General features: G+C 43.1%; 20 protein-coding genes. 19 read left to right on the plus strand and 1 reads right to left on the minus strand.

Features of this window, described 5'->3' with window-relative positions; genetic code table 11:
* Positions 1-23: 23 nt before the first annotated feature.
* The 13 genes from ACYQ5K_RS04800 (at position 24) to ACYQ5K_RS04860 (ending at position 15,768) form a co-directional block, all read left to right on the plus strand.
* Positions 24-803: an SDR family NAD(P)-dependent oxidoreductase gene (locus ACYQ5K_RS04800; protein WP_173688176.1), complete on the plus strand. Its 780-nt coding sequence runs from the start codon at positions 24-26 to the stop codon at positions 801-803.
* Positions 804-815: 12 nt separating this feature from the next.
* Positions 816-1,391 (plus strand): hypothetical protein, encoded by a 576-nt coding sequence (locus ACYQ5K_RS04805; RefSeq protein ID WP_008370567.1) that lies wholly within the window; start codon positions 816-818, stop codon positions 1,389-1,391.
* 21 nt (positions 1,392-1,412) lie between these two features.
* Positions 1,413-2,438 (plus strand): RluA family pseudouridine synthase, encoded by a 1,026-nt coding sequence (locus ACYQ5K_RS04810; RefSeq protein ID WP_173688177.1) that lies wholly within the window; start codon positions 1,413-1,415, stop codon positions 2,436-2,438.
* Positions 2,411-2,950: a Holliday junction resolvase RecU gene (locus ACYQ5K_RS04815; RefSeq protein WP_173688178.1), complete on the plus strand. Its 540-nt coding sequence runs from the start codon at positions 2,411-2,413 to the stop codon at positions 2,948-2,950. The genes ACYQ5K_RS04810 and ACYQ5K_RS04815 overlap by 28 nt, the downstream gene beginning before the upstream one ends.
* Before the next feature lie 146 nt (positions 2,951-3,096).
* Entirely contained in the window at positions 3,097-4,335 is a 1,239-nt protein-coding gene (hisZ, locus tag ACYQ5K_RS04820) for an ATP phosphoribosyltransferase regulatory subunit (RefSeq protein WP_173688179.1), read from the plus strand.
* A 10-nt stretch (positions 4,336-4,345) separates the two neighbouring features.
* Positions 4,346-5,002, plus strand: a complete 657-nt coding sequence (gene hisG, locus ACYQ5K_RS04825) for an ATP phosphoribosyltransferase (RefSeq protein WP_173688180.1) — start codon at positions 4,346-4,348, stop codon at positions 5,000-5,002.
* 5 nt (positions 5,003-5,007) lie between these two features.
* A complete protein-coding gene (hisD, locus tag ACYQ5K_RS04830; RefSeq protein WP_178025779.1) occupies positions 5,008-6,306 on the plus strand; it encodes a histidinol dehydrogenase in 1,299 nt (432 codons plus the stop codon).
* Positions 6,307-6,309: 3 nt separating this feature from the next.
* A complete protein-coding gene (gene hisB, locus ACYQ5K_RS04835; RefSeq protein ID WP_022220612.1) occupies positions 6,310-6,900 on the plus strand; it encodes an imidazoleglycerol-phosphate dehydratase HisB in 591 nt (196 codons plus the stop codon).
* A 22-nt stretch (positions 6,901-6,922) separates the two neighbouring features.
* Positions 6,923-8,206 carry a bifunctional phosphoribosyl-AMP cyclohydrolase/phosphoribosyl-ATP diphosphatase HisIE gene (hisIE, locus tag ACYQ5K_RS04840; protein ID WP_178025780.1) on the plus strand — a complete coding sequence of 428 codons (1,284 nt, stop codon included), beginning with the start codon at positions 6,923-6,925 and terminating at the stop codon, positions 8,204-8,206.
* Between the two features lie 228 nt (positions 8,207-8,434).
* Complete coding sequence (locus ACYQ5K_RS04845; protein ID WP_173688183.1) at positions 8,435-8,734, plus strand: hypothetical protein; 300 nt, start codon at positions 8,435-8,437, stop codon at positions 8,732-8,734.
* 136 nt (positions 8,735-8,870) lie between these two features.
* The gene (locus ACYQ5K_RS04850) at positions 8,871-9,863 is read left to right on the plus strand and encodes an RpnC/YadD family protein (protein ID WP_459777304.1); all 993 of its coding nucleotides are present in this window, start codon (positions 8,871-8,873) and stop codon (positions 9,861-9,863) included.
* 530 nt (positions 9,864-10,393) lie between these two features.
* Positions 10,394-12,994 carry a C40 family peptidase gene (locus tag ACYQ5K_RS04855; protein WP_243259108.1) on the plus strand — a complete coding sequence of 867 codons (2,601 nt, stop codon included), beginning with the start codon at positions 10,394-10,396 and terminating at the stop codon, positions 12,992-12,994.
* Positions 12,995-13,446: 452 nt separating this feature from the next.
* Positions 13,447-15,768, plus strand: a complete 2,322-nt coding sequence (locus ACYQ5K_RS04860; protein WP_173688185.1) for a C40 family peptidase — start codon at positions 13,447-13,449, stop codon at positions 15,766-15,768.
* Between the two features lie 138 nt (positions 15,769-15,906).
* Here ACYQ5K_RS04860 and ACYQ5K_RS04865 read toward each other — a convergent pair whose 3' ends face one another.
* Complete coding sequence (locus ACYQ5K_RS04865) at positions 15,907-16,788, minus strand: AraC family transcriptional regulator (protein WP_173688186.1); 882 nt, start codon at positions 16,786-16,788, stop codon at positions 15,907-15,909.
* A gap of 324 nt (positions 16,789-17,112) precedes the next feature.
* Here ACYQ5K_RS04865 and ACYQ5K_RS04870 point away from each other — a divergent pair, with 324 nt between their 5' ends.
* The 6 genes from ACYQ5K_RS04870 (at position 17,113) to ACYQ5K_RS04895 (ending at position 23,960) form a co-directional block, all read left to right on the plus strand.
* A complete protein-coding gene (locus tag ACYQ5K_RS04870; RefSeq protein WP_173688187.1) occupies positions 17,113-18,729 on the plus strand; it encodes an ABC transporter substrate-binding protein in 1,617 nt (538 codons plus the stop codon).
* A 100-nt stretch (positions 18,730-18,829) separates the two neighbouring features.
* Entirely contained in the window at positions 18,830-19,795 is a 966-nt protein-coding gene (locus ACYQ5K_RS04875) for an ABC transporter permease (protein WP_022220605.1), read from the plus strand.
* A 31-nt stretch (positions 19,796-19,826) separates the two neighbouring features.
* Entirely contained in the window at positions 19,827-20,702 is an 876-nt protein-coding gene (locus tag ACYQ5K_RS04880) for an ABC transporter permease (protein WP_279325150.1), read from the plus strand.
* Positions 20,703-20,743: 41 nt separating this feature from the next.
* Positions 20,744-21,748: an ABC transporter ATP-binding protein gene (locus ACYQ5K_RS04885; protein WP_173688189.1), complete on the plus strand. Its 1,005-nt coding sequence runs from the start codon at positions 20,744-20,746 to the stop codon at positions 21,746-21,748.
* Positions 21,741-22,709 (plus strand): ABC transporter ATP-binding protein, encoded by a 969-nt coding sequence (locus ACYQ5K_RS04890; RefSeq protein ID WP_173688190.1) that lies wholly within the window; start codon positions 21,741-21,743, stop codon positions 22,707-22,709. Before ACYQ5K_RS04885 ends, ACYQ5K_RS04890 begins: the two co-directional genes overlap by 8 nt.
* Before the next feature lie 36 nt (positions 22,710-22,745).
* Positions 22,746-23,960 (plus strand): MalY/PatB family protein, encoded by a 1,215-nt coding sequence (locus ACYQ5K_RS04895; RefSeq protein WP_173688191.1) that lies wholly within the window; start codon positions 22,746-22,748, stop codon positions 23,958-23,960.
* Positions 23,961-23,971 lie beyond the last annotated feature (11 nt).

Genomic DNA, 23,971 nt, shown 5'->3' on the forward strand with positions numbered 1-23,971 from the left:
CACAGGAGAAAGGAGAACCGCTTATGAAGATTGCGATTGTTACCGGGGCATCCTCCGGCATGGGAAAAGAATTTGTCAGACAGATTGAACGTTTTTACAGGGAACTGGATGAAATCTGGGTGATCGCCCGCAGTGAAAAGAAGCTGGAAGAGATCAAGAAAAGCCACAAGACCTATATCCGGATCTTTGCAGGCGACATGGAAGAGGATCTGGTATACAAGCAGGTGAAAAACCGGCTGGAGAATCAGAATCCTGATATCCGTATGCTGGTCAATGCGGCAGGATTCGGAAAGACCGGGACAGTAGAGGAGATTGCAAAGGAAGATAAGAAGCTTCAGCTCCGCATGATCGACCTGAACTGCCGGGGACTGACCGAGATGACCTGTACCTGTCTGCCCTGGATGCATAAAGGGACCAGGATCATCAACCTGGCAAGCGCAGCAGCTTTTTGCCCGCAGGCAAAATTTGCAGTTTATGCAGCGACAAAGTCGTATGTACTGAGCTTTTCAAGGAGTCTTGCAGCTGAACTGAAGGAAAAAGGAATCTTCGTCACAGCGGTCTGCCCGGGACCTGTGGATACTCCGTTTTTTGAAGTGTCAGGGAAGCTGCCCGGTGGCATGAAAGAGGCTGTGATGGCAGATCCGGTACAGGTTGTAAAGCAGGCGCTCATTGATGCCAAATACAAAAAAGAAGTTTCTGTATATGGCACGGCAATGAAAGGAGCAGAAGCTGCTGCCAAAGTACTTCCGCACGGAATGATCTTAAAAGCCATGTCAGTGATGGAGAAAATAACGAAGGAGTAAGCGAAAGACAAGATGAAGATACAAAAAGGAGATGCAGGTTATCTGCGCAGAAGAAAACGATTATTGATACTGGAAGCTGTTGTCTCTTTTGGACTGGTTGCCGCACTGGTGATCGCCGGTTATGTGACAACAAAGACAAAGCTCAATCTGCTCACTGTGGTAGCGGTACTCGGATGTCTTCCGGCAAGCCGGATCCTGGTCAATCTGATCATGGTCATGCCGCATGATTCCATCGATGAGGCAACTGAGCTTGAAATCTCGGCTGTCACCGAAGAACTTACCGTTGCATACGATCTTGTGATCACCAGTGAGAAAAAGGCAATGCCGGTAGCAGCTGTTGCAATTTACAACAATACGATCTGTGGCTATGTGCCGGTGAAAAAAGTGGATGTGGACTATGCCGCAAAGCATATCAAATCCATTATGAAGCAGAACCAGTTCGACAAGGTGGTGGTCAAGCTTTTCCATGATTACAAAGCATTTCTGACTCGCGCCGAGGGAATGAACAACATTGCTTCTGTAGAGCAGCAGGATACCAGAAAACACGAAGAGATGATCAAAGGACTCCTTCTGGACATTTCACTGTAAAAGGCAGGAGGAATTAAAAGCATGCAGAAAATAACCGTTTCGGCAAATGAAGCAGGACAGCGTCTGGACAAGCTTCTTGGGAAATATTTAAGTAAAGCGCCGATGAGCTTTGTTTACAAGATGCTGCGGAAAAAGAACATCAAGTTAAACGGGAAAAAAGCGCAGGGAAATGAAAAACTGATAAAAGGAGATCAGGTTGAAGTATTTCTCTCAGATGATACCTGGCAGAAATTCGCAGGGGCACCGGGAGCAGAAAAGAAGCTTCCGGCAGATCTTGCACGGGCAATGGGAAGCAGCATCCGGCTGTCGGTAATCTATGAGGATTCGGATATTCTGATCCTGAACAAACCATCAGGCATGCTTTCCCAGAAAGCAGCACCGTCTGACCTTTCCCTGAATGAATATATGATCGCTTATCTGCTGGAAAAAGACGATCTGAAACCAGCTGAGCTTGCTACTTTCCGTCCATCGGTCTGTAACCGCCTGGACCGGAATACCAGTGGTCTGGTTACCGCAGGAAAAAGCCTTGCGGGATTGCAGCAGCTCAGCGAGATTTTAAGAGACAGGACCGTGAAAAAATATTATCTCACGATCGTGGATGGTGTAATAAAAGACCGTCAGAAGATTGAAGGATATCTTCTGAAAAATGAGACGACAAATCAGGTGAAAATTCTGAAAGAAGCAAAAGGCGAGGCAAAGCCGATCGCCACAGAATATATTCCGCTTGCGGATAATGGTCAGCAGACGATTCTGAAGGTGCATCTGATCACGGGACGGACCCATCAGATCCGTGCACATCTGTCTTCGACCGGTCATCCGATCATCGGGGATACCAAGTATGGTAATCCAAAGGTCAATTCTATTTTCCGGAAAAAATATGCGTTAAAGTATCAGCTTTTACATGCGTGGAAAATGCAGTTTCCGAAAAGAGAGGATGCGCTTGCAAAGGTATCGGAAAAGGAGCTTACCGCACCTCTTCCGGAAGGATTTACAACCATCATAAAAGGAGAAGGATTAGAATGGGAACCTGGAATTCAAGAGGGCTAAGAGGTTCAACCCTGGAGGATTTTATTAACCGGACGAATGAACGCTATCAGCGGCAGGGACTGGCACTCATTCAGAAAATCCCGACACCGATCACTCCGGTGCGAATGGACAAAGATCACCGTCAGATCACGCTGGCTTATTTTGACCAGCGCAGTACGGTCGATTATATTGGAGCAGTACAGGGAATTCCCGTATGTTTTGACGCAAAAGAGTGCAGTATGGATACCTTTCCACTGCACAATATCCATGAACACCAGATGAATTTTATGCGGGATTTTGAAAAACAGGATGGAATTTCCTTTTTTCTTATCTATTACAGTACAAAAAACCTGCTTTATTACATGCGTTTTGAAGAAATAGAAGTGTTCTGGGATCGGATGAAGCAGGGCGGACGGAAAAGCGTACGCTTTGAAGAATTGGATAAGGAATATTTTATGCAGCTAAGGCAGGGCGTGTTCGTTCCGTATCTGGAGTTGCTCCAGAAGGATCTGGAGCAGCGGGAAGAGAGATAAGAAGCAGGGAAAGAGATTAACAGGATAGAACTTCTGAGTATGCAGGCTTGACAAGCCGCGCCAAAGTTCGTATAATACAACAAGGTCACGTTTTAATATGGTAGCATACTAAAGTGGCAAATAAACAAAAAGAGGAGTTACAATCTATGGAGCAGTTATTACATACACCCGAAGGGGTCCGAGACATTTATCATGAAGAATGCGCCAAAAAGCTGGCACTTCAGAACCGACTTCATAAGACTCTGCATTTGTATGGATATCATGATATCCAGACTCCTATGTATGAATATTTTGATGTATTCAGAAAAGAGATCGGAACCATTCCTTCAAGGGAATTATATAAATTTTTCGACAGAGACGGCAACACACTGGTGTTAAGACCGGATATCACTCCGCAGATCGCGCGTGCGTCGGCAACTTTATTTAAGGATGATGAGTTCCCGGCAAGGCTTTGCTATGTGGGGAACACATTTATCAATCATTCCAGTTATCAGGGACGATTAAAGGAAAGTACCCAGATGGGTGCGGAGATGATCGGACTGGATGCGGCAGACGCTGATGCGGAGATGCTGGCACTTGTCATTGACTGTCTGAAGAATGCCGGACTGGAAGAATTTCAGATCAGCGTAGGAAATGTAGACTTTTTCCAGAGCCTGATCGAGGAATCCGAGATTGATGATGAGACAGAAGAACGTCTGCGTGAGCTGATCAATAACCGGAACTTTTTCGGCGCAGACGAACTATTAGAAGAGGCCGATGCAAAACCGGTGTCAAGAAAAGCATTTTCCGCACTTTCCGAGATGGTCGGCGGTGTGGAGATCTTGGAAGAGGCGAAAAAGGTAGCGCCAAGCAAAAAAGCGCTGAAAGCAATCCGTCGTCTCGAAAAAATCTACGCGATCTTATCTGTCTACAAAATGGAGCAGTACATTACGTTTGATCTGAGCATGAGCGGAATTTACGGATATTATACCGGTATTATCTTCCGGGGATATACTTTTGGAACCGGGGATGCCATTGTAAAAGGCGGACGTTATGACCATCTGGTTGAAAAGTTTGGAAAAGCAGAGCCGGCGATCGGTTTTGCAATCGTAGTAGATGAACTGATGAGCGCGCTTTCCCGCCAGAGGATCCAGATCTCAAGTGGCGAGAAGAGTACCCTGATCTTATATGATAAAGAACGGTTGAAGGATGCGATCCAGCTTGCCATGGAATTCAGAGGGAAGGACAAGAATACCCAGATCCTTCAGAAAGCATCGGATAAGTCGCTGGAATTCTATGTGGATTATGGAAAACGCAGTCTTGCAGGAAGCATGCTGTATCTTCGCAGCAAAGGAGATGTGCAGATGGTGAACCTGATGACCGGCGAAGAGAAAATAGTAGAGTAGGGGTGAGACGATGAAAGACACAAGATATTTGACATTTGCGCTCTGTAAGGGGCGGCTCGCAAAACAGACACTGGAGCTTCTGGAAGAACTGGGGATCACCTGTGAGGAAATGAAAGATAAAGATTCCAGAAAGCTGATTTTTGTAAATGAAGAATTAAAACTCAAATTTTTCTTATCGAAGGGACCGGATGTACCGACCTATGTAGAATATGGTGCGGCTGACATCGGCGTGGTCGGAAAAGATACGATCCTGGAAGCTGGAAAGAAGGTACATGAGGTACTGGATCTTGGTTTTGGTAAATGCAGGATGTGCGTATGCGGACCGGCAGATGCGAAAAAATATCTGGAGAATCACGAACTTATCCGCGTGGCGACAAAATATCCGAATATTGCAAAGGATTATTTTTATAATACCAGACACCAGACGGTAGAGATTATCAAATTGAACGGTTCGATTGAACTTGCACCGATCATTGGTCTTTCAGAGGTGATCGTGGATATCGTGGAAACCGGATCCACCTTGAAGGAGAACGGACTTGTAGTTCTCGATGAGGTTTGCCCGTTATCAGCGCGTATGATCGTAAACCCGGTCAGCATGCGTCTGGAAAATGACCGGATCAAGGAACTTCTTTATAAACTCAGAAGTATATTAAAAAGGGAGGCTTAATGCACATGAGAATACAAAAGCTGAACAGCGATACAAAGAAAAATCTGCTGGAAGATCTGCTGAAAAGAAGTCCGAACAATTACGGACAGTATGAGGCAAGCGTAAAAGAAATCTTAGATAAAGTAAAAGAAGAAAAAGATGCGGCAGTTTTTGCATACACTGCCAAATTTGACGGGGCAGAGCTTACTGCCGATACGATAGAAGTCACAGAAGCAGAAATTGAAGAAGCATATGCGCAGGTTGATGATACACTTCTTACAGTCATCCGCAAAGCAAAAGACAATATCGAAAGTTATCATGCAAAACAGCGTCAGAACAGCTGGTTTGACAGTAAACCGGACGGAACCATTCTTGGGCAGAAGATCACTCCGCTTCACAGAGTCGGTGTGTATGTGCCGGGTGGAAAGGCAGTTTATCCGTCTTCGGTACTGATGAATGTGATGCCGGCAAAGGTTGCCGGTGTGGATGAGATCATTATGGTAACGCCTCCTGGAAAAAATGGAAAAGTAAGTCCGAACACACTGGTTGCAGCCAAAGAAGCCGGTGTGGATAAGATCTATAAGGTCGGTGGTGCACAGGCAATTGCAGCTCTTGCTTACGGAACAGAGAGTATCCCAAAAGTCGATAAGATCGTAGGACCTGGAAATATCTATGTAGCACTTGCGAAGAAAGCAGTTTACGGTCATGTCAGCATTGATTCCATTGCAGGGCCAAGTGAAATCCTGGTTGTGGCAGATGAGACAGCCAATCCGAGATATGTTGCGGCAGACCTGCTTTCCCAGGCAGAGCATGATGAGCTTGCTTCCGCAATTCTTGTTACGACAAGTGAAAAGCTGGCACATGAGGTATCCGATCAGGTAGATGGTTTCTTAAAAGAACTTTCAAGAGCAGATATCATTTCCAAATCTCTGGATAATTACGGATATATCCTGCTTGCAGATACTATGGAAGATGTGATCGACGTGGCAAATGAGATCGCATCCGAGCATCTGGAGATCCAGACAAAGAATCCGTTTGAAGTGATGACAAAGATTCGCAATGCAGGTGCCATCTTTATCGGAGAATATGCAAGCGAGCCGCTGGGCGATTATTTCGCCGGACCAAACCATATCCTTCCGACCAACGGAACCGCTAAATTCTTCTCACCACTTTCTGTAGACGATTTCATCAAAAAATCCAGCATCATCTCTTATTCAAGAGAAGCACTGCAGAAGGTACATAAGGATATCGAAAGCTTTGCAAAAGCGGAACAGCTGACCGCACATGCCAATTCGATCCATGTACGTTTTGAAGAGGAGGACTAAAAGATGGAGAGCAGAGTTGCATCCTGCAGTCGTGTTACAAAAGAGACACAGATCGAGATGACACTGAATCTGGACGGAACGGGAAAGACCGACATTTCTACCGGCATCGGTTTCTTTGACCATATGCTTTCCGGTTTTGCAAGACATGGACTTTTTGATCTGACTGTCAAAGTTACCGGAGATCTGGAGGTAGACAGCCACCACACGATCGAGGATACCGGAATCGTGCTGGGGCAGACCATTGCAAAAGCACTGGGAGATAAAAAAGGAATCAAGCGGTATGGACATTTTATGCTTCCAATGGATGAGGTGCTGGTGCTTTCGGCAATCGACCTTTCCGGAAGACCATATCTGAATTTTGACGCTACATTTACCTGTGACAAATTAGGAGAACTGGATACGGAGATGGTAAAAGAATTTTTCTATGCTGTTTCCTATAGCGGTGCGATGAACCTGCACCTGAAAGTCTTGGATGGCGGCAACAATCATCATATGGCAGAAGCGTTATTTAAAGCATTTGGAAAAGCGCTTGATATGGCTGTATCCGAAGAACCACGGATGAAAGAAGTGTGGTCTACAAAAGGCAGTCTGTAAAAAGATAAAAGGAGTTTCTCGTATGAGTTATAAAAGATTGATTCCCTGCATTTTTATCCTTGGAGGGAAGGCGGTAAAATGGTTTGATGACCCGACAGTTGTATCTGAAGATGTGATCGCGCTGGCAAAAGAGTACAGCGATAACGGGGCGGATGAACTTCTGGTATTTGACCTGTCAAGCACGGATCAGGATCATGAAGAGTCCATTGAACTGATGAAAAAGATCAATCGCGTGATCCGGATCCCGATGGTTGCCGGAGGAAATGTAAAGCGGCAGGAGGATGTGAAGAAAATCCTCTACACCGGTGCAAAGCGTGCCATGCTGAATTTTTCAAAACCGGATTCACAGAAACTGATCGAAGAGGTGGCAAAGCGGTTTGGAAAAGAGAAAATCGCGGTGTCACTGAATGACTTTGATGCATTATTTAAGCAGCAGCATCTGATCCAGACTTACAGCAGCCAGATCGTATTTATGCACCGTCTGGATCTGAATTCCGTTGTAAATATTACGGATATTCCATGTGTGGTTGTGACGGATACTCTGGAAAAGGAAGAGCTTTTTAAAATCCTGGAATGCCCGGGCGTGAAAGGTCTTTCCGGAATGTATGTGAGTCAGAGAGAAATCAATTGTGCTGATTTCAAAGAAGAGTGCAGCCAGAAAGGGATCCGTATGACTTCCTTTGAGAGTCTGATGGATTTTTCCGAATTTAAATTGAATTCCGACGGACTGCTTCCGGTTGTCACACAGCATTATAAGACGTCCGAAGTGCTGATGGTGGCATACATGAATCAGGAAGCATTTGAAAAAACGGTGAAAACCGGACGGATGACTTATTTCAGCCGGAGCAGACAGAGTCTCTGGACAAAAGGCGAGACATCCGGACATTTTCAGTATGTCAAATCCCTGACCATCGACTGTGACAAAGATACCCTGCTTGCAAAAGTCGATCAGGTAGGAGCGGCATGTCATACCGGCAATCCGACTTGCTTCTTCCAGCCAATCGTAGGGGATCAATATGAAGAAATCAATACGCAGCAAGTGTTTGAGAGCGTGTATCATACGATCATGGACCGCAAAGAGCATCCAAAGGAAGGCTCTTACACGAACTATCTGTTTGAAAAAGGTATTGACAAAATTCTGAAGAAGGTTGGAGAAGAGGCTGCCGAGATCATCATTGCGGCGAAGAATCCGAACCAGGAAGAAGTCAAATATGAAATGTGTGATTTCCTGTATCATATGATGGTGCTGATGGCAGAACGCGGGATCACCTGGGATGACATCATGGAAGAGATGGCAAAACGGTAAAAATAGCATATGTGAAAAGATGTGGGACATATACTGAGGTAGAGGTATATGTCCTTTTTGTTTGTCAGAAATTGGGAAAGAACTTTCTGGTAAATGAAAGGAACTACCTGCCAAAGATGCGCACTCGCGCAAAGAAGAAGAATGTCGCAAGCGACTGCGTTCGGCGTAGAATGTGTCGAGGCATATTTATTGTAATTGGACGTTCTATCATAGAAGGGAGAGATTGGAATGAACGAATCACAGGAACGCCGCGAGGAGTTGCTTAGGATGTCACGTCAAAAGTGGGGAAAAGGCAGCATCCCGGCGGTGCATCCAAGATATCAGCATGTATACAGGGGATTATATGGAGAACATTCTTCAGAAGGAAATGGCGGAAGCAGTTTCTTTGCGCGGATGTTTATCAGTTTTCTAATCTTTGGGATGTTTGTGGCGGCAGATTATACAGGGGAGAAGATCTGGAAATATACGCCCTCGCAGATCGTGTCACAGATTGAGTATCAGCCGGATATTATGGGTGGGAACTGGTAAGAGGAGATAGGAAAACAAGAATAAATGACTTGACGAAGAAATTCCCCAAAAAACGAGATCCTTCGAGATTGTTTTCAAACAAATCAGAACTTATACTTATATACTAAACACAGAAAAACGAAGGAGGAAAAAAGGTATGTCAGTAAGAAATGTAGCAAAAGCGGATGCGGTTCTGAAAAATTTCTGGAAAGACAACGCCCGTTTTGCGGATTTGTTCAATGCGGTTTTGTTTGACGGGGAACAAAAACTGCACCCAGAAGATCTGAAAGAAGCAGATGTAGATCTGTCATCAGTTCTGAAATTCAATGGGCATGTAGAAACACTTCAAAGATTAAGAGATGTAGTGAAGAAGACAGCATATGGTGTAGATTTTGTAATCTGGGGGATTGAGAACCAGCAAAGGATCCACTATGCAATGCCACTAAGACACATGGTGGAGGATGCACTTTCGTACCTAAAAGAGTATAATGAAATTGCAAAGAAAAATGCGGAAGAAAAAGTTGCAACAACAAAAGATGAATTCCTGTCTAAGTTCAAAAAGACGGATCGTCTGCATCCTGTAATCACATTATGCGTCTATTATGGAGAAAAAGAATGGGATGGGGCAGGCAGCCTGAAAGAAATGCTGAAGATACCAGATTATCTGGAAAATCTTGTGTCAGATTATAAAATGAATCTAATCCAGGTGCGAAAAAGTGAGGGATTGCACTTCAAAAATAAAGATGTCCAGACAATATTTGAGCTAAGCCGGTTGATTTATCAGAAAGAATATGGCAAAATTACAAGTATCTACAAGAACCAGGAGATAACAAGTGAGCTGGGAATCGTGATCGGAGCGATCACAGAATCGCAGCAACTGATAAATTACGCAGCAGAAATGGAAACAGGAGGAGGTCAGTTTAATATGTGTAGAGCATTGGAAGAATTGGTAGAATCTGGGATTGAAAAAGGAAAGATCGCTGGCAGAATTGCTGGAATTGAAGAAGGCAGATTAAAAACACTTACCGAGCAAATAGAAAAGAAATTAGCCAAAAACAAAACCCCAGACGTGATAGCAGATGAGTTAGAGACAGAAATTCCAGTCGTTGAAGAAATCATTGAAAACATCAAAAAGAATGCTAGCCATTAAATGCAGGAATCTATAGTCCGAAAGGCTCCCGTGGGAGCCTTTCGTTATTTATACAGATGTAAAGGTAAGTTTGAAACAGAGCTTATCTTTTTTTATGCCGTGTGTCCAGCAAAGCTAGAAGCAGGGCTTCTGGGACTTCAGATGCAGAAAAATGGAAAGCAGTTCTAAGGCGAAGACAGACTCATAGAAAAAGGTTTAGAAAATACAATCCGCAATATCGGAGAGCATGCAAAGAAGGGAATGCGTGAAACGGATAAGACGATCATCCAGATCATGACAAGTTAACATATTGACAAAGTAATATGAACAGGAACCATAAATGTAGAAATTGTATATTTCTGGTAAAAAATTCACCACATATGGTTAAATTTGTGATATAATTAAAAATAATTAGATCAAAAACATATGAAACATAGAAATTTAATGTTTATTGTGTTTTATTAATGTAATTGTTAATGCAATGAAGACTTTTTGTAACTTCAAAAATTAACTTACAACTTATAGTCTATTTACGAGAGGAGGATCAATTATTGAAGTTTAGGAACAAATTTGTAGCAAAAAGGATCGGGACAAAGACACTGGCAAGTCTTCTGGCATTTGGAATGGCTCTTGGTTCGCCAATGGCGGTATTTGCCGATGATGGAGAAACGGCCGTTGTAGCAGAGAATACAGTGCAGGCAAAAAAGACAGATGGATCGGAAGTATTTGTGAGTGTATCTGATTATGTACGGGGAATGATGGAAAGCGGAGCAGTCAGGCTGAATGATGAAACCGGCTATCTGGAAGATACCTCGACTGGTCAGAAAGTGGATCCGGAGACAGGCGAACGCCTGGCAGAGACACCGGATGTTCCGGAGACACCAGCCATGCCGGACAACCCTGGAAATGAAGAAAATCCAGAGACACCGGGAACCCCGGAAAATCCAGACACTCCAGAGGCTCCAGAAAAACCGGATACTCCGGAAAATCCAGAGACACCAGAAAAACCAGACACTCCGGAAAATCCAGGGACTCCAGAAAAACCAGATACTCCGGAAAATCCAGAGACACCGGATGTACCGGGAGATACAGACAAACCGGAAAGTCCGGATAGCCCGGATTCCGGCAAATCCGATTCCACTGATCCGGTTCAGACACCGGATACCGATAAGGCAGATACTTCCGATGACAGGAAAGATACGAAGACCGATCCGATTCCGGGAAGTGAGATCGACCATACACAGGAGATCAGCAAAGCAGAAGAAGCAGCCGGTCAGACCGAATCAAAAACTGCAGTCAGTAATTCAGAACTAATCAGCCGTCAGCAGATCGTGAAGCAGCCGGAGATGGTAGAGGATTTCCGTTTCTGGACTGTGGCAAGAAAATATGCATTTGCCAGAACAGCGATCAATATACGGGAGGAAATTCCGGAAGATGCAGATGGCAGGGCAGATACTTCCGAAGAAGCCAAAGAAGCAGAGCTTGAAGCGGCAAAAAAAGATGCAAAAGAGCTGAAAGCCGGATTCGATATAGAGAATCAAAAATACAACACGAAAAAAGTGAAACGTACAAAAACGGCAAAAAGCATAAAGAAATCTACGCAGATCAAACTGAACGGACTCAACATTTTTTCATCAGCGAAATTAAAGACAGAGGCACCGAATCAGACCAATCTGAAAGCTGGAAAAAGAGCCGAAGCAGCAAGACAGGCTGAGAAGGATCTGCAGAAGCAGAAAGAAGAACAGGCTGCAAAAGTGACTGCTGATCTGGCAGCACAGCAGATGGAAGAAAAGGTCCGCTCGGTCGGAACGATTTCGCAGGACGGGCTTCTTTATATTTTGAAAGAAGAGGACAATGGCTGGCTGTATGTGGAATCCGGTAATGTCAGAGGATTTGTAAAGGCGTCTGAAGTTTATATGGAAGATGCGGCGCAGGAACTTCTGGATGTCTATCAGACACAGGCAAGGTTTAAAGCATCCAAAGAGAACAAAGACTATACCGGAATCGAAGGAACCGCAAAGACGGCACAGGCACTGGTAGATGCAAAAGATAATCAGGCATATACCTATCTCCGTGCGACGGTGAACCAGACGGTTGCAGATAAAGAACCGGCACTGGTAAGCGATCAGGTAGATACCGATAAAAGAGGGATCCTGGATATTCAGGAAGAGAAGAATGCGGATTCCAGAGTTGTCGGAACAATGACAGCAGGAGAACTCTGCTACATTCTTGCAGATGAAGATTCAGACTGGGTTTATGTAGAATCCGGAGATGTCAGAGGTTTTGCGGAAAAGAAGTATTTGAAATCAGATGCTGAAACCAAAGCACAGGTGAAAACAAGAGGAGCTGATGCCTATTCGGTAGCAGATGAAAACATGGATCCGGAAGATAATCAGGCTCTTTATTATACGCTGACTTCTGCAAAAGAAGGAACGCCGAGTGGTGAGATTCGCCAGTCAATGATTGAATATGCATCCCAGTTTGTCGGTAATCCTTATGTGTGGGGCGGAACCAGTCTGACAAACGGGGCAGACTGTTCCGGATTTGTACAGCAGATCTACAAGGCTTACGGATATGATCTTCCGCGTGTTGCCGAGGATCAGAGCCAGTATGGAACCAAGATTCCAGTAGAAGACGCACAGCCGGGAGACCTGATCTTCTATGCAAAGAACGGTTATGTATATCATGTTGTGATGTATGCCGGAGATGGAAAGACGATCGAAGCTGCAAATGAAGATGCAGGAATCATTTACGGAACTGTTTATAACAAAGATGCAGTATGGGCAACCCGGATTCTGGACGATCATTATACTGTCGCAGGTGGCGGAATCGGAACAGTCAATGCGACAGAAGAGATGTACGGCGCAGATCTTGGCAATTTTACGATTACCTATTACTGTGCATGTGAAATCTGCTGTAACAAAGCAGACGGGATCACAGCAACCGGAACTCCGGTCATTGAAGGACAGACCATTGCGGTGGATCCGAGTGTGATCCCTTACGGAACAAAAGTCATCATCGGCGGACATGTATTTACTGCTGAAGACTGTGGTGGTGCGATCAAGAAAAACCACATTGATGTCTATGTAAACAGCCATGAAGAAGCACTTGCTCTTGGCGTGACGAATGCAGAAGTTTATCTGGTTAAATAAAAATTAAGCGAAGGATAATTTGTTCTTCCGGAGTTTATCTAAAGCCATAAAAACAGGGAAATGTCCTGACGTAAAATATGTCAGGGCATTTTCTTTTTGTTTCATAGGAAATTTCGAAGGAACTTCCTATGAAATAAAAGGCACTGCGTGCCGGAGATGCGCACTCGCACGAAGATGAAGAATGTCGCAAGCGGTCTACGCTCCGCTTCGGTCGTTGCTTAACGAGCGCCACTGGCGCTCAGCAACGCGCTCGGCGCGAGAATGTGCCGAGGCACATTCTTTCTTACCCAGAACATTTTTCGAAAGAAATTACTCTCTGAGTTTGAAAAATTTTATCAGAAATATTTTTAATGAAATATGGACGGTTTTGTCAAAGAGTAGTAGAATAAAAATGTCGCGTTTCGACTAAAAGAACTGCATTTTACAGAATTTGCAGGAAGGAGCAACAGGCTTTGAAATTTAGAAATATAAAAGTGGCAAAAATGACAGGAACAAAAATTCTAGCAGGATTACTTGTTTTCGGACTTACTTTCAGTGCTCCGGCAACAGCTTGGGCGGCAGAGGGTGGTCTTACAGAGAGCACTTCTAATGGAACAGAAAATGGAGAAAAATTACAGGCAAAATCCATTGATGGGCGTGATACACTTACAGAAGTATCGGATCTTGTCCTGGAGATGATTCAGAATGAAGAAATCAGATACAATGAAGAGACAGGATATCTGGAAGATACCGGCCTGCGTGATGCAGCGAAAACAGGATGGAAGGTTGATCCGATAACGGGGGATGAAGTAGAAGTAATCCCGGCTAACCCGGATGTGCCGGTTACGCCGGAGCAACCGACAGAACCGGCTAATCCGGATACACCACAGCAGCCTTCAGATGGCAATGTGAACAATGAACAGCAGCCTTCGGAAGACCAGACAGATGGCTCAGAAGAAAACAAAGCGCAGGAGCAGGAAAAAAATGCGCAGGATAGCGAACACAAGATGACCAATGAAGAACTGGTCAAGAGACAGCAGATCGTCAGGCTTCCGGAATACGAAGAAGATTTCCGCTTCTGGACAGTTGCGAGAAAATATGCATTTGCAAAGACAAAGATCAGCATACGGGAGGCAATTCCGGAAGATATCAGTGGAGCCGTTGATACTGATCGGACAGAAAATGATATTCAGGAAGCGACAGCCGATGCTAAAAAACTGTTTCAAAAGGAAACTTCTGTAAAGGCGAAGAAATCAAAGACGAAATCTTCTGCGAAAAAGACGAAAACGGAAAAGAAAGTACAGCTTAATACATTTTCTGCCGGGACATTAAAAAACACAGCAGACACTTCGGGAAAGAAGTCATCCTTAAACTCGGACGCTGCCGCAGCATTGCAGGATGATACTTTAAATGCATCCTTTGCATCTCAGCAGTTGACTGAAAAGGTACGTTCTGTCGGAGAAATTTCACAGGATGGACTTCTCTACATTCTGAAAGAAGAAAAGAATGGATGGCTGTATGTAGAATCCGGAAAGGTCAGAGGATTTGTAAAAGAATCCGAGCTTTATACCGGAGATGCCGCAGAGATACTGCTGAGTGGATACCAGAAGCAGGCAAAAAAAGCTGCAAAAAAAGCCAAGACTGCATACACTGGGATCGAAGGAACAGCATCCCTTGCAAAAGAAACGGTTCCGGCAAATGAAAATCAGGCATTTACCCATGTACGTGCAACCGTAAATCAGACACTGGCTACGAAAAAATACGCACTGGCAGATGCATCAAAGTCGGATGGAACTGTAGCGATCCAGGAAGAGGCAAATGGACAGTCACGTGTGATCGGAACCATGTTCCAGGGTAATCTGTGTTATATCCTAGCGGATGCAGGGAAAGACTGGATCTATGTGGAATCCGGGGATGTCCGAGGGTTTGTCCCTAAAGAGGCTGTTCAGACTGGGGATGAAGTAAAAGCGCAGGTAGAAGCAACAGGCGAAGGTGCTTACCAGACAGCTACAGAACTGATCGTACCGGAAGATAATCAGGCACTTTATTATAGCTATGCTTCTGTAAAGCCGGGAACACCGGGGAATGCGATCCGCCAGGCAATGTTGGATTTCGCCGCACAGTTCATTGGCAATCCTTATGTATGGGGCGGTACAAGCCTGACAGACGGGGCAGACTGTTCCGGATTTGTACAGCAGATTTATAAGAATTTTGGCTATAATCTGCCAAGAGTAGCCGAAGATCAGAGCCAGTATGGAACCAAGATTCCGGTTGAAGACGCACAACCGGGGGATCTGATTTTCTATGCAAAAGACGGTTATGTCCATCATGTTGTGATGTATGCAGGAGACGGAAAGACCATCGAAGCTGCAAATGAAGACCAGGGAATCATTTCTGGAACGGTATACATTCCGGAAGCTGTCTGGGCAACCAGAATCCTGGAAGATAATTATAATCTGGAAGGCACGGATGTGAACGAACAGAACGCTACAGCCGAACAGTATGGAGACAGTATCGGAGAGTATACCATTGATTATTATTGTTCCTGCGAGACTTGCCGTGCGAAGGCAAGCAAAGTCAAAGCAACCGGAACTCCGATTGTTGAAGGGCAGACCATTGCGGTTGACCCGGATGAGATTCCGTATGGAACAAAGGTGATCATTGACGGACATGTATTTACTGCTGAAGATTATGATACTTCCGGTAAAGAAAAGCATATCAGTATCTATGTCAATGATCATGAGACTGCACAGAAGCTGAATGAGAAGAAGGCAGAAGTGCATCTGGTGAAATAAAGACAATCAAAAAATGAAATATTTAATCCAAAAAACTTCGGATCACTGGCGAAAATCCAGAATATCCGAAGTTTTTTGTATACCGGGAAATGTTGGAATATTGTATGTCATCATTATTCAGGCAAGTCATTCTCCCGGCTAATGTTTGATCTTTTTCAGTTTTTCATTCTCTGCCTGACATTCGGTCGGAGAAATATGATACATTTTCTTAAAAGCACGAAAAAATGAAGAATAGTCTCCAAAACCGGACTGGACAGCAACTGTTTTAAGCGGAACATCCTGCCGGATCAGCGAGACCGCAAGTGCCAGCCGTTTCTTTAAAATATACTGATGACAGGTCGTATTCAGTTGTTTCTGAAAAAATTTGTTCAGACTGCTCTTGCTCATGTGGAAAGTACGCGCCAGATCTTCCACGCCGATTTCTTTCAGAAAATGCTGATCCAGATAGCGGACGATCTGATTGGTCTGATCGGATTCAATCTCAATAAATTCATTGGAATATTTCAGGGCATAATTGATGATTTTTACCAGAAGACAGGTGGATGCACCACAGGCATAAGTTTCGGAAAGCTCCCCATAAGAAGCATATTCCCTGTAAAAGGTTTCAAATTCTTCCTCAAAATTACATAGCTTATTGGTAGTATGCAGAAGATGAGGTGTGTCAATATTGAAAACAGATTCCCCAAGGGCCGGAAGCTGGCTTTTCAGATTGGAAATATATGATTTTTCCAGCCATACAGTGATAAAATCATAATAGTTTACAACGAGATCACTGGAGGTGAAGTAGTGTGGAATATCCGGTGGAATAACCAGAATATCGCCATTTGTAATAAAATGCCGTTTCTGACCGATGCGGAACAGAAAATCTCCGCTTTTGCAAAAGCTGATTTCATAAAATCCGCTTTTGATCATGGAAAGATCTTCCATCAGATATCCTTTGTGGTGCGTGCATTTTACATGGCGCGGCTGGCGTTTGCCGGACAGATGCATTTCAGGGTTTTGCTCATATAATTTTTTCATTTATAAACCTTTCATGATGAATAATAATTTAACAAATCTTTTGTAATCATTATACAATACACATTGCAAAAAAGGTAAAAGAAATTGTAAAAAAGTTATGTTTTTTGCTATAGATAAAAACAATAAATTGTTAAAAGTTACAAAAATAACGAAAAATCAACGTTTTCTGGAATTATTGATAAATAATAGCAATAAGCATAAAAATTGATAGAAAAAAGCTATTTGCAAAGAAAAAAACATTTTGGTAGTATTTTTGAAGAGTTGTTAACGGGGGGATATACAGACAGAACAACTCAAGGAAAATACAATGGAGGAAAAAGGAAAATGAAAAGAAGAGCACTCGCATTACTGTGTGCAGGAATTTTAGCAGTCGGTATGCTTGCCGGATGTGGTGGAAGTTCTGACAGCAAAGACAGCAGCGCGAAAACAGAAGAAAGCAAAACAGAGACAACAAAGAAGAGCGGTGATTCAACATTTACAGTAGCAATGGGATACATGCCAAATTCACTTCAGCCAAGTGCACAGAGCAGTGATGACCTGGTAAGTGCAATCCGCCCAATCTATGAACCTTTATTCGCTGAGACAAAAGACGGTCTGGAATATTATCTGGCTGATAAGCTTGACATTTCAGAAGATGGTCTTACCTACACACTTCATATTAATGACAAAGCAACATGGAGTGATGGGGAACCGGTTACAGTAAAAGATATTAAATTTACCATTGATTATGGTGTATTGGCTTATGGCGGACCTACATCATTTACCAAGGTAAATGGAGGAGATGTGCAGATCAACGAAATTGATGATAAGACAATGGAATTTGTACTTCCATCAGTATTTGATAACTATGTCAGAACGTTATCTCAGTTCTATCCAATGCCGGCACATGCATTTGATAATGATCCGTCAAAGATTGATGACAGTACATACTTCAAAACACCGGGTATGGCTACATCTGGAGCATATGTAGTAAGCGAAATTAACGAAGATAGTTTTGTTTATACAGCAAGAGATGACTACTACAGAGGAACTCCTTCTGTTAAGAAAGTCGTTATGAAAACAATCGGCAGCGGAAGCACAAAACAGATCGAATTTGAAAATGGCGGAATTGATTACATGCGTGTTACAAGCGCAGAAGATCTGAAGAAATACAAAGAGGAGTCTGATAAATACAATATGTACAGTATATCAGAAGCTCGTCTTAATTACCTTCAGTTAAACCCACACGGACCGGTAATGTCTACATTATCTCAGGATGCAAGAAAAGCAATCTTCCTTGCACTTGACAAAGATGCGATCGTTGATTTTGCATGGGGATCAGATGAACTTGCAAAGCCGGCGAACAGCCTCATCACACCGGATCAGTCTATTTACAATAAAGACTGTAAAGGATATAACGTCAATCTGGAAGAAGCAAAAAAACTTGCAAAATCATCTGGATTGGAAGGAAAAGAACTTACTTATATTTACAATTCAGACCGTGCAAATATGGAAGCTGTAGCAACTGTCGTACAGCAGCAGTTAGCTGAAATCGGTGTAAAAGTAAATATTGAAAGCTGCGATACTTCTACATTCTTCCCACGTTTCTTTGCAAGCAAAGATAAAGAACAGGCTACAACATGGGATCTTGGTACAAACGGATGGGATTCACAGCGTGGTTCAAACTGTGGACAGGCAATCAGCTACTTTACAAATCGTCTCTGTGATTGTGGATACAGTGATGAAGTTTCAGGGCTTGCTCAGAAAGCCATGGGAACTGCAGATGCGAAAGAAAAACAGGAACTTTGGAATACAATTCAGGACAAAGCTCTGGAAGAATGCTGGGAATACCCACTTACATATACAAACTTTGTTATGGTTTCACAGAAAAATGTTACTGGTTTAGATGGTTCGTCAGTAGTTCCAGAATTCATTGATTACTTATCTATTCATGTGGATTAAAAATTTACATTAGCTGAAAAGCATACGGAATGTGGCATGCCTTTAAAGTAAAGACAAGCCACATTCTTTCATATATTCGGTTTTACAGAGAGGAATACTTATGTGGAAATATTGTTTAAAAAAGACGGCTCAGGTAGTAATCGTAATGATATTGATTTCCTTTTTTTCATTTGCAATTGTCTATTTTGCACCAGGTGACATATCGGATATGTATGTAAATCCGGAAATGACAGAAGAACAGAAAGCTAATGTGATTGCGCAATTGGGGTTGGATAAGAGCATGACAGAGCAGTATTTTGCCTGGGCTAAACGTGCGGTACACGGAGATTTAGGTGTATCCTTATCTAATAAGTCGGCTGTATGGCCACAGTTTATGCAGCGCCTTCCGGCAACGATCATACTTATGGGAAGTTCTATGATCTTGTCGCTTTTGCTTGCAATCCCGCTTGGCTTATGGTCGGGTTATAAGAAGAACTCATGGCTTGATAACTTGATCAGTTCGTTAGCGTATATGGGAATGTCCATACCGTCTTTCTGGTTTGGCATGCTGCTTATTATTGTATTTGCTGCGGTATTAAAGGTATTGCCTTCTTCCGGTATGCATACCGTTGGAAATGTATCTGCATTTGATACGTTTCAGCATATGATTCTTCCATGTATTACGCTCAGTATCGGTCATGTCGCGGTTTATATCCGTTATATCCGTGCAAATACCATCGGACAGTTAAGCGAAGAGTATGTACTTACTGCCGAAGCAAAGGGAGATTCTCAGACGAAAATTTTATTCCGACATGTATTGAAGAACACGCTGTTGCCTATCATTACATTGATGGGAATGAATCTGGCATCTTTGGTATGTGGATCCTTTATTGTAGAAAGTGTCTTTGGATGGCCGGGAATTGGAACCTTTGCGATGTCTGCGATTGGTTCAAGGGATTATCCGGTAATCATGGCGTATGTTATGCTTTCTGGTTTTCTTTTGGTAGTCGGTAATTTTATTGCAGATTTATTGTATGCCTTTGTTGATCCAAGAATTAAACGGGGAGGTGCATCCGGTGGAAAATAATATAGTAATAACCAACGATTCGTTTGCAAAACTGGAAAAAAAGAAAACAGTAGAAGTTTCTGTGGAGAGACAGAGTGTATGGAAAGATATCTGGAAAGAACTAAGGAAAAACAAAGTTGCTATGGTAAGTGTCGTACTTCTTGCCATTCTCATCATTGCTGTTCTTTTGGCACCTCTTAGTCCTTACGATCCTTATAAGTTAGATGCCTCTCAAAAGCTGCAGGGTATTTCATCCAGTCACTGGTTTGGCACAGATGAGTACGGAAGAGATTATTTTACCAGAACCTTATATGGTGGAAGAGTTTCTTTGCTGGTGGGATTCATGTCTATGATCATGACGGTTGTAATCGGAACATCATTAGGTGTATTCTCCGGTTATGTCGGAGGAAAAGTGGATATGTTTTTGATGAGCTTCACAGATATTTTTCTTGCTCTTCCGAGTATGCTGTTAATGGTTATTTTAAATACCTTTTTAAAGCCTGGTTTACCGACTCTGATTGTTGTATTGAGTCTGTTTTCCTGGGCATCCGTCGCAAGAATTACGAGAGCGGAGACAATGTCATTAAAGGAACGAGATTTTGTGGTGGCTACACAGAATCTGGGAGCATCAAACTTCCGCGTGATCGTTAAACATATTATCCCTAATATTTTAGGACCGGTTATTGTTGCTGCAAGCTTGAGTGTGGCAAATGCAATTCTGATGGAATCTTCTTTGAGCTTCCTGGGATTAGGTGTGCAGATTCCACGTGCATCCTGGGGAAGTATGCTTCAGGGGGCACAGGCGCATATTTTGGATTACCCTTTATTGGCGGTATATCCGGGCGTAATGATCCTAATTACAGTTTTGAGCTTTAATTTACTGGGAGATATTCTGAGAAACGCATTAGAACCTAAAATTGTAGAATAGCAAAATATGCAGTAACCACCTTAGTGAAAGGGATAGAAAAAATGAATAATTTATTAGAAATGAAACATGTGGCTGTGAATTTTGCTGCATATGGAGGCACTGTGCAGGCGGTGCGTGATATATCGTTTTCTATTGAAGAAGGACAGACGGTTGCACTGGTAGGTGAATCGGGCTGTGGAAAATCGATTACAGCGAAAACTATTATGGGGCTTGTAAAAAAGCCGGGAAAAGTAATGGAAGGAAGCCAGATCATATTTGAAGGTACAGATATCGCAAGATATTCTTCTAAGGAGTGGAGAAAATTCCGTGGCAAAGAATGTTCTATGATTTTTCAGGATGCACTTGTTTCTTTAAATCCAACCATGAAAATCGGAAAGCAGATCATGGAAAGTCTTGACAATCATGCCGTAACGACTTCTAAAGAAGAAAAAAAGAAAAAAGTAATCGATATGCTGAAGTTAACAGGCATTGCAGATGCTGAAAAATGTCTTGAAAAGTATCCCCATGAGTTATCTGGTGGAATGCGGCAGAGGATTATGATCGCAATTGCATTGATTTCTCATCCGAAATTGTTGATTGCTGATGAGCCAACCACATCTTTGGATGTAACGATCCAGGCGCAGATTCTGGCTGAAATGAAAGCCCTGCAGAAAAAACTGAATATGGCAATTCTGCTGATTACGCATGATTTGGGAATTGTGGCGGATGTGGCTGATAAAATTGTAGTTATGTATGCCGGGAAAATTGTAGAAGAGGGCACGGTCAGAGAGATTTTCTATCATCCGGTTCATCCATATACAAAAGCCCTTTTAAATTCCGTTCCACGATTGGACAGAGACGGAAAAGAAATGCTTTGTACCATAGAAGGAAACATTCCGGATATGACAAATCCGCCGAAGGGATGTGCATTTTGTGAAAGATGCCCGCATGCAATGAATATTTGTGCACAGTATATGCCGGAGGAAAAAACGGTATCTTCCAGTCACAGGGCATCTTGCTGGATGATGGATGAACGTGCCGCAAAGGGAGGTGTTGCACATGCCTAGCCAAAAGAAAATCTTAGAAGTTAAAAATTTGAAAAAATATTTTCCGGCTGCTCAAAAACAACAGTTAAAGGCTGTTGATAATGTGTCATTTGATATTTACGAAGGTGAGACTCTGGGAATTGTTGGTGAATCCGGATGCGGAAAAACAACCTGTGGAAAAACCTGTCTTGGAATGTATCCGGTAACAGATGGAGAGGTTCTGTTTCACGGAAAAAACATTCATACCATGTCAAAGAAAGAACGGTTTGCATTTACAAAACGTGTGCAAATGATTTTCCAGGATCCGTATGCTTCTCTTGACCCACACCAGAAGGTTTATGATATAATAGCAGAAGGAATCCAGATTCATGGGATGGCGAAGAACAAAACGGAAGAAAAGAAGATGGTAGCGGAACTACTTGAGATGGTTGGATTGAATGCAGAGCATGCAGCGAGAAATGTCCACGAGTTTTCAGGTGGGCAGCGTCAGAGGATTGGAATTGCCAGAGCACTTTCCGTTAATCCGGAATTCTTGTTTTGTGATGAGCCTATTTCAGCATTGGATGTTTCAATACAGGCACAGATTATAAATCTGCTTATGAAATTACAGAAAGAAAAAAATCTGACCATGTTGTTTATTGCACATGACCTGTCTATTGTAAAACATATATCAGATCGTATAGGGGTAATGTACTTGGGGAAAATGGTAGAACTTACAGAATCCTCTAAGTTATATGTTGATCCAAAACATCCTTATACGAGAGCTCTTTTATCAGCGGTTCCGATTGCGGATCCTGAGGCATCAGCACAAAAAGAGCGTATTATGTTAAAAGGCGATGTCCCAAGTCCGGTGAATCCACCAGTTGGATGCAGATTTGCAGGACGCTGTGAAAACTGTATGGAGATCTGCCGTAAGGAAGAACCTCAGATGATAGAGATTGTTCCGGGACATTATGTAGCATGTCACCTGTATAATGACTAAAAGAAAAAAGTGTATGTAACAGAGGAGAAAGAAAAAATGAAGTACGATTTTACAAGTATTATTGACCGTAAAGGAAAAGATGCCCTTGCAGTGGATATCCTTCCAAATATGCTTGGACCAGGGAACAAAGTAGAAGTAAGAGAAGGAATGGATTATATTCCGATGTGGGTTGCGGACATGAATTTTCCGGCACTCCCGAAGATCACCGAAGCGATCATCGAAAGAGCCAAACATCCGACCTATGGATATTTTATTACCAGAGATGAGTATTACAACAGCATCATCAAGTGGCATGAAGAACGGAATCATGTGACCGGACTGAAAAAAGAACATATCGGTTATGAGAATGGAGTTTTAGGTGGCGTGGCAAGTGCACTTCACGCAGTCTGCTCACAGGGTGACAATGTCCTTGTCCATGCACCGACTTACATAGGATTTACCGGTACGCTGAACAACAATGGCTACCATATCATCCACAGCCCGCTGAAAAAGGATGAAGAAGGCATCTGGCGGATGGACTTTGAGGATATGGAAGAGAAGATCGTGAAAAACAAGATCCATGCAGCCGTTTTCTGTTCACCGCACAATCCGACCGGCCGTGTATGGGAGCGTTGGGAAATCGAGAAAGCAATGGAAATCTATAAAAAATACGATGTGACCGTTATTTCCGATGAAATCTGGTCCGACATTATTTTATATGAAAACGAGCATATCCCAACCCAGTCGGTCTCTGAAGATGCAAGAAACAGAACGGTTGCTTTATACGCACCGTCAAAGACCTTCAACCTTGCCGGACTGATCGGAAGCTATCATATTATATACAACAAACGCCTGAAAGACAGAGTGTTAAAAGAGTCCTCACTCTGCCATTACAATTCAATGAATGTGTTGTCAATGCATGCACTGATGGGTGCGTATACACCGGAAGGACAGGAATGGGTAGGCGAGCTTTGTGAAGTGATCGGGGAAAATGTCGCTTATGCATGTGATTATATCGACAAACATTTTGAAGGTGTTTCCGTAACCAGACCGCAGGGAACCTATATGCTGTTTGTTAACTGTGAAGAATGGTGCAAGGCACATGATAAGAGCCTGGAAGACGTTCTGAAGATGGGATATGAAGCAGGTGTGTTCTGGCAGAACGGAAAGCCATTCCATGGTGAATGGTATATCCGTATGAACCTTGCACTGCCAACATCCAGAGTGAAAGAAGCATTTGACCGTCTCGATAAATATGTATTCAATGCTTAAAATGCATACAA

The sequence above is a fragment of the Allocoprococcus similis genome, from assembly GCF_054660775.1.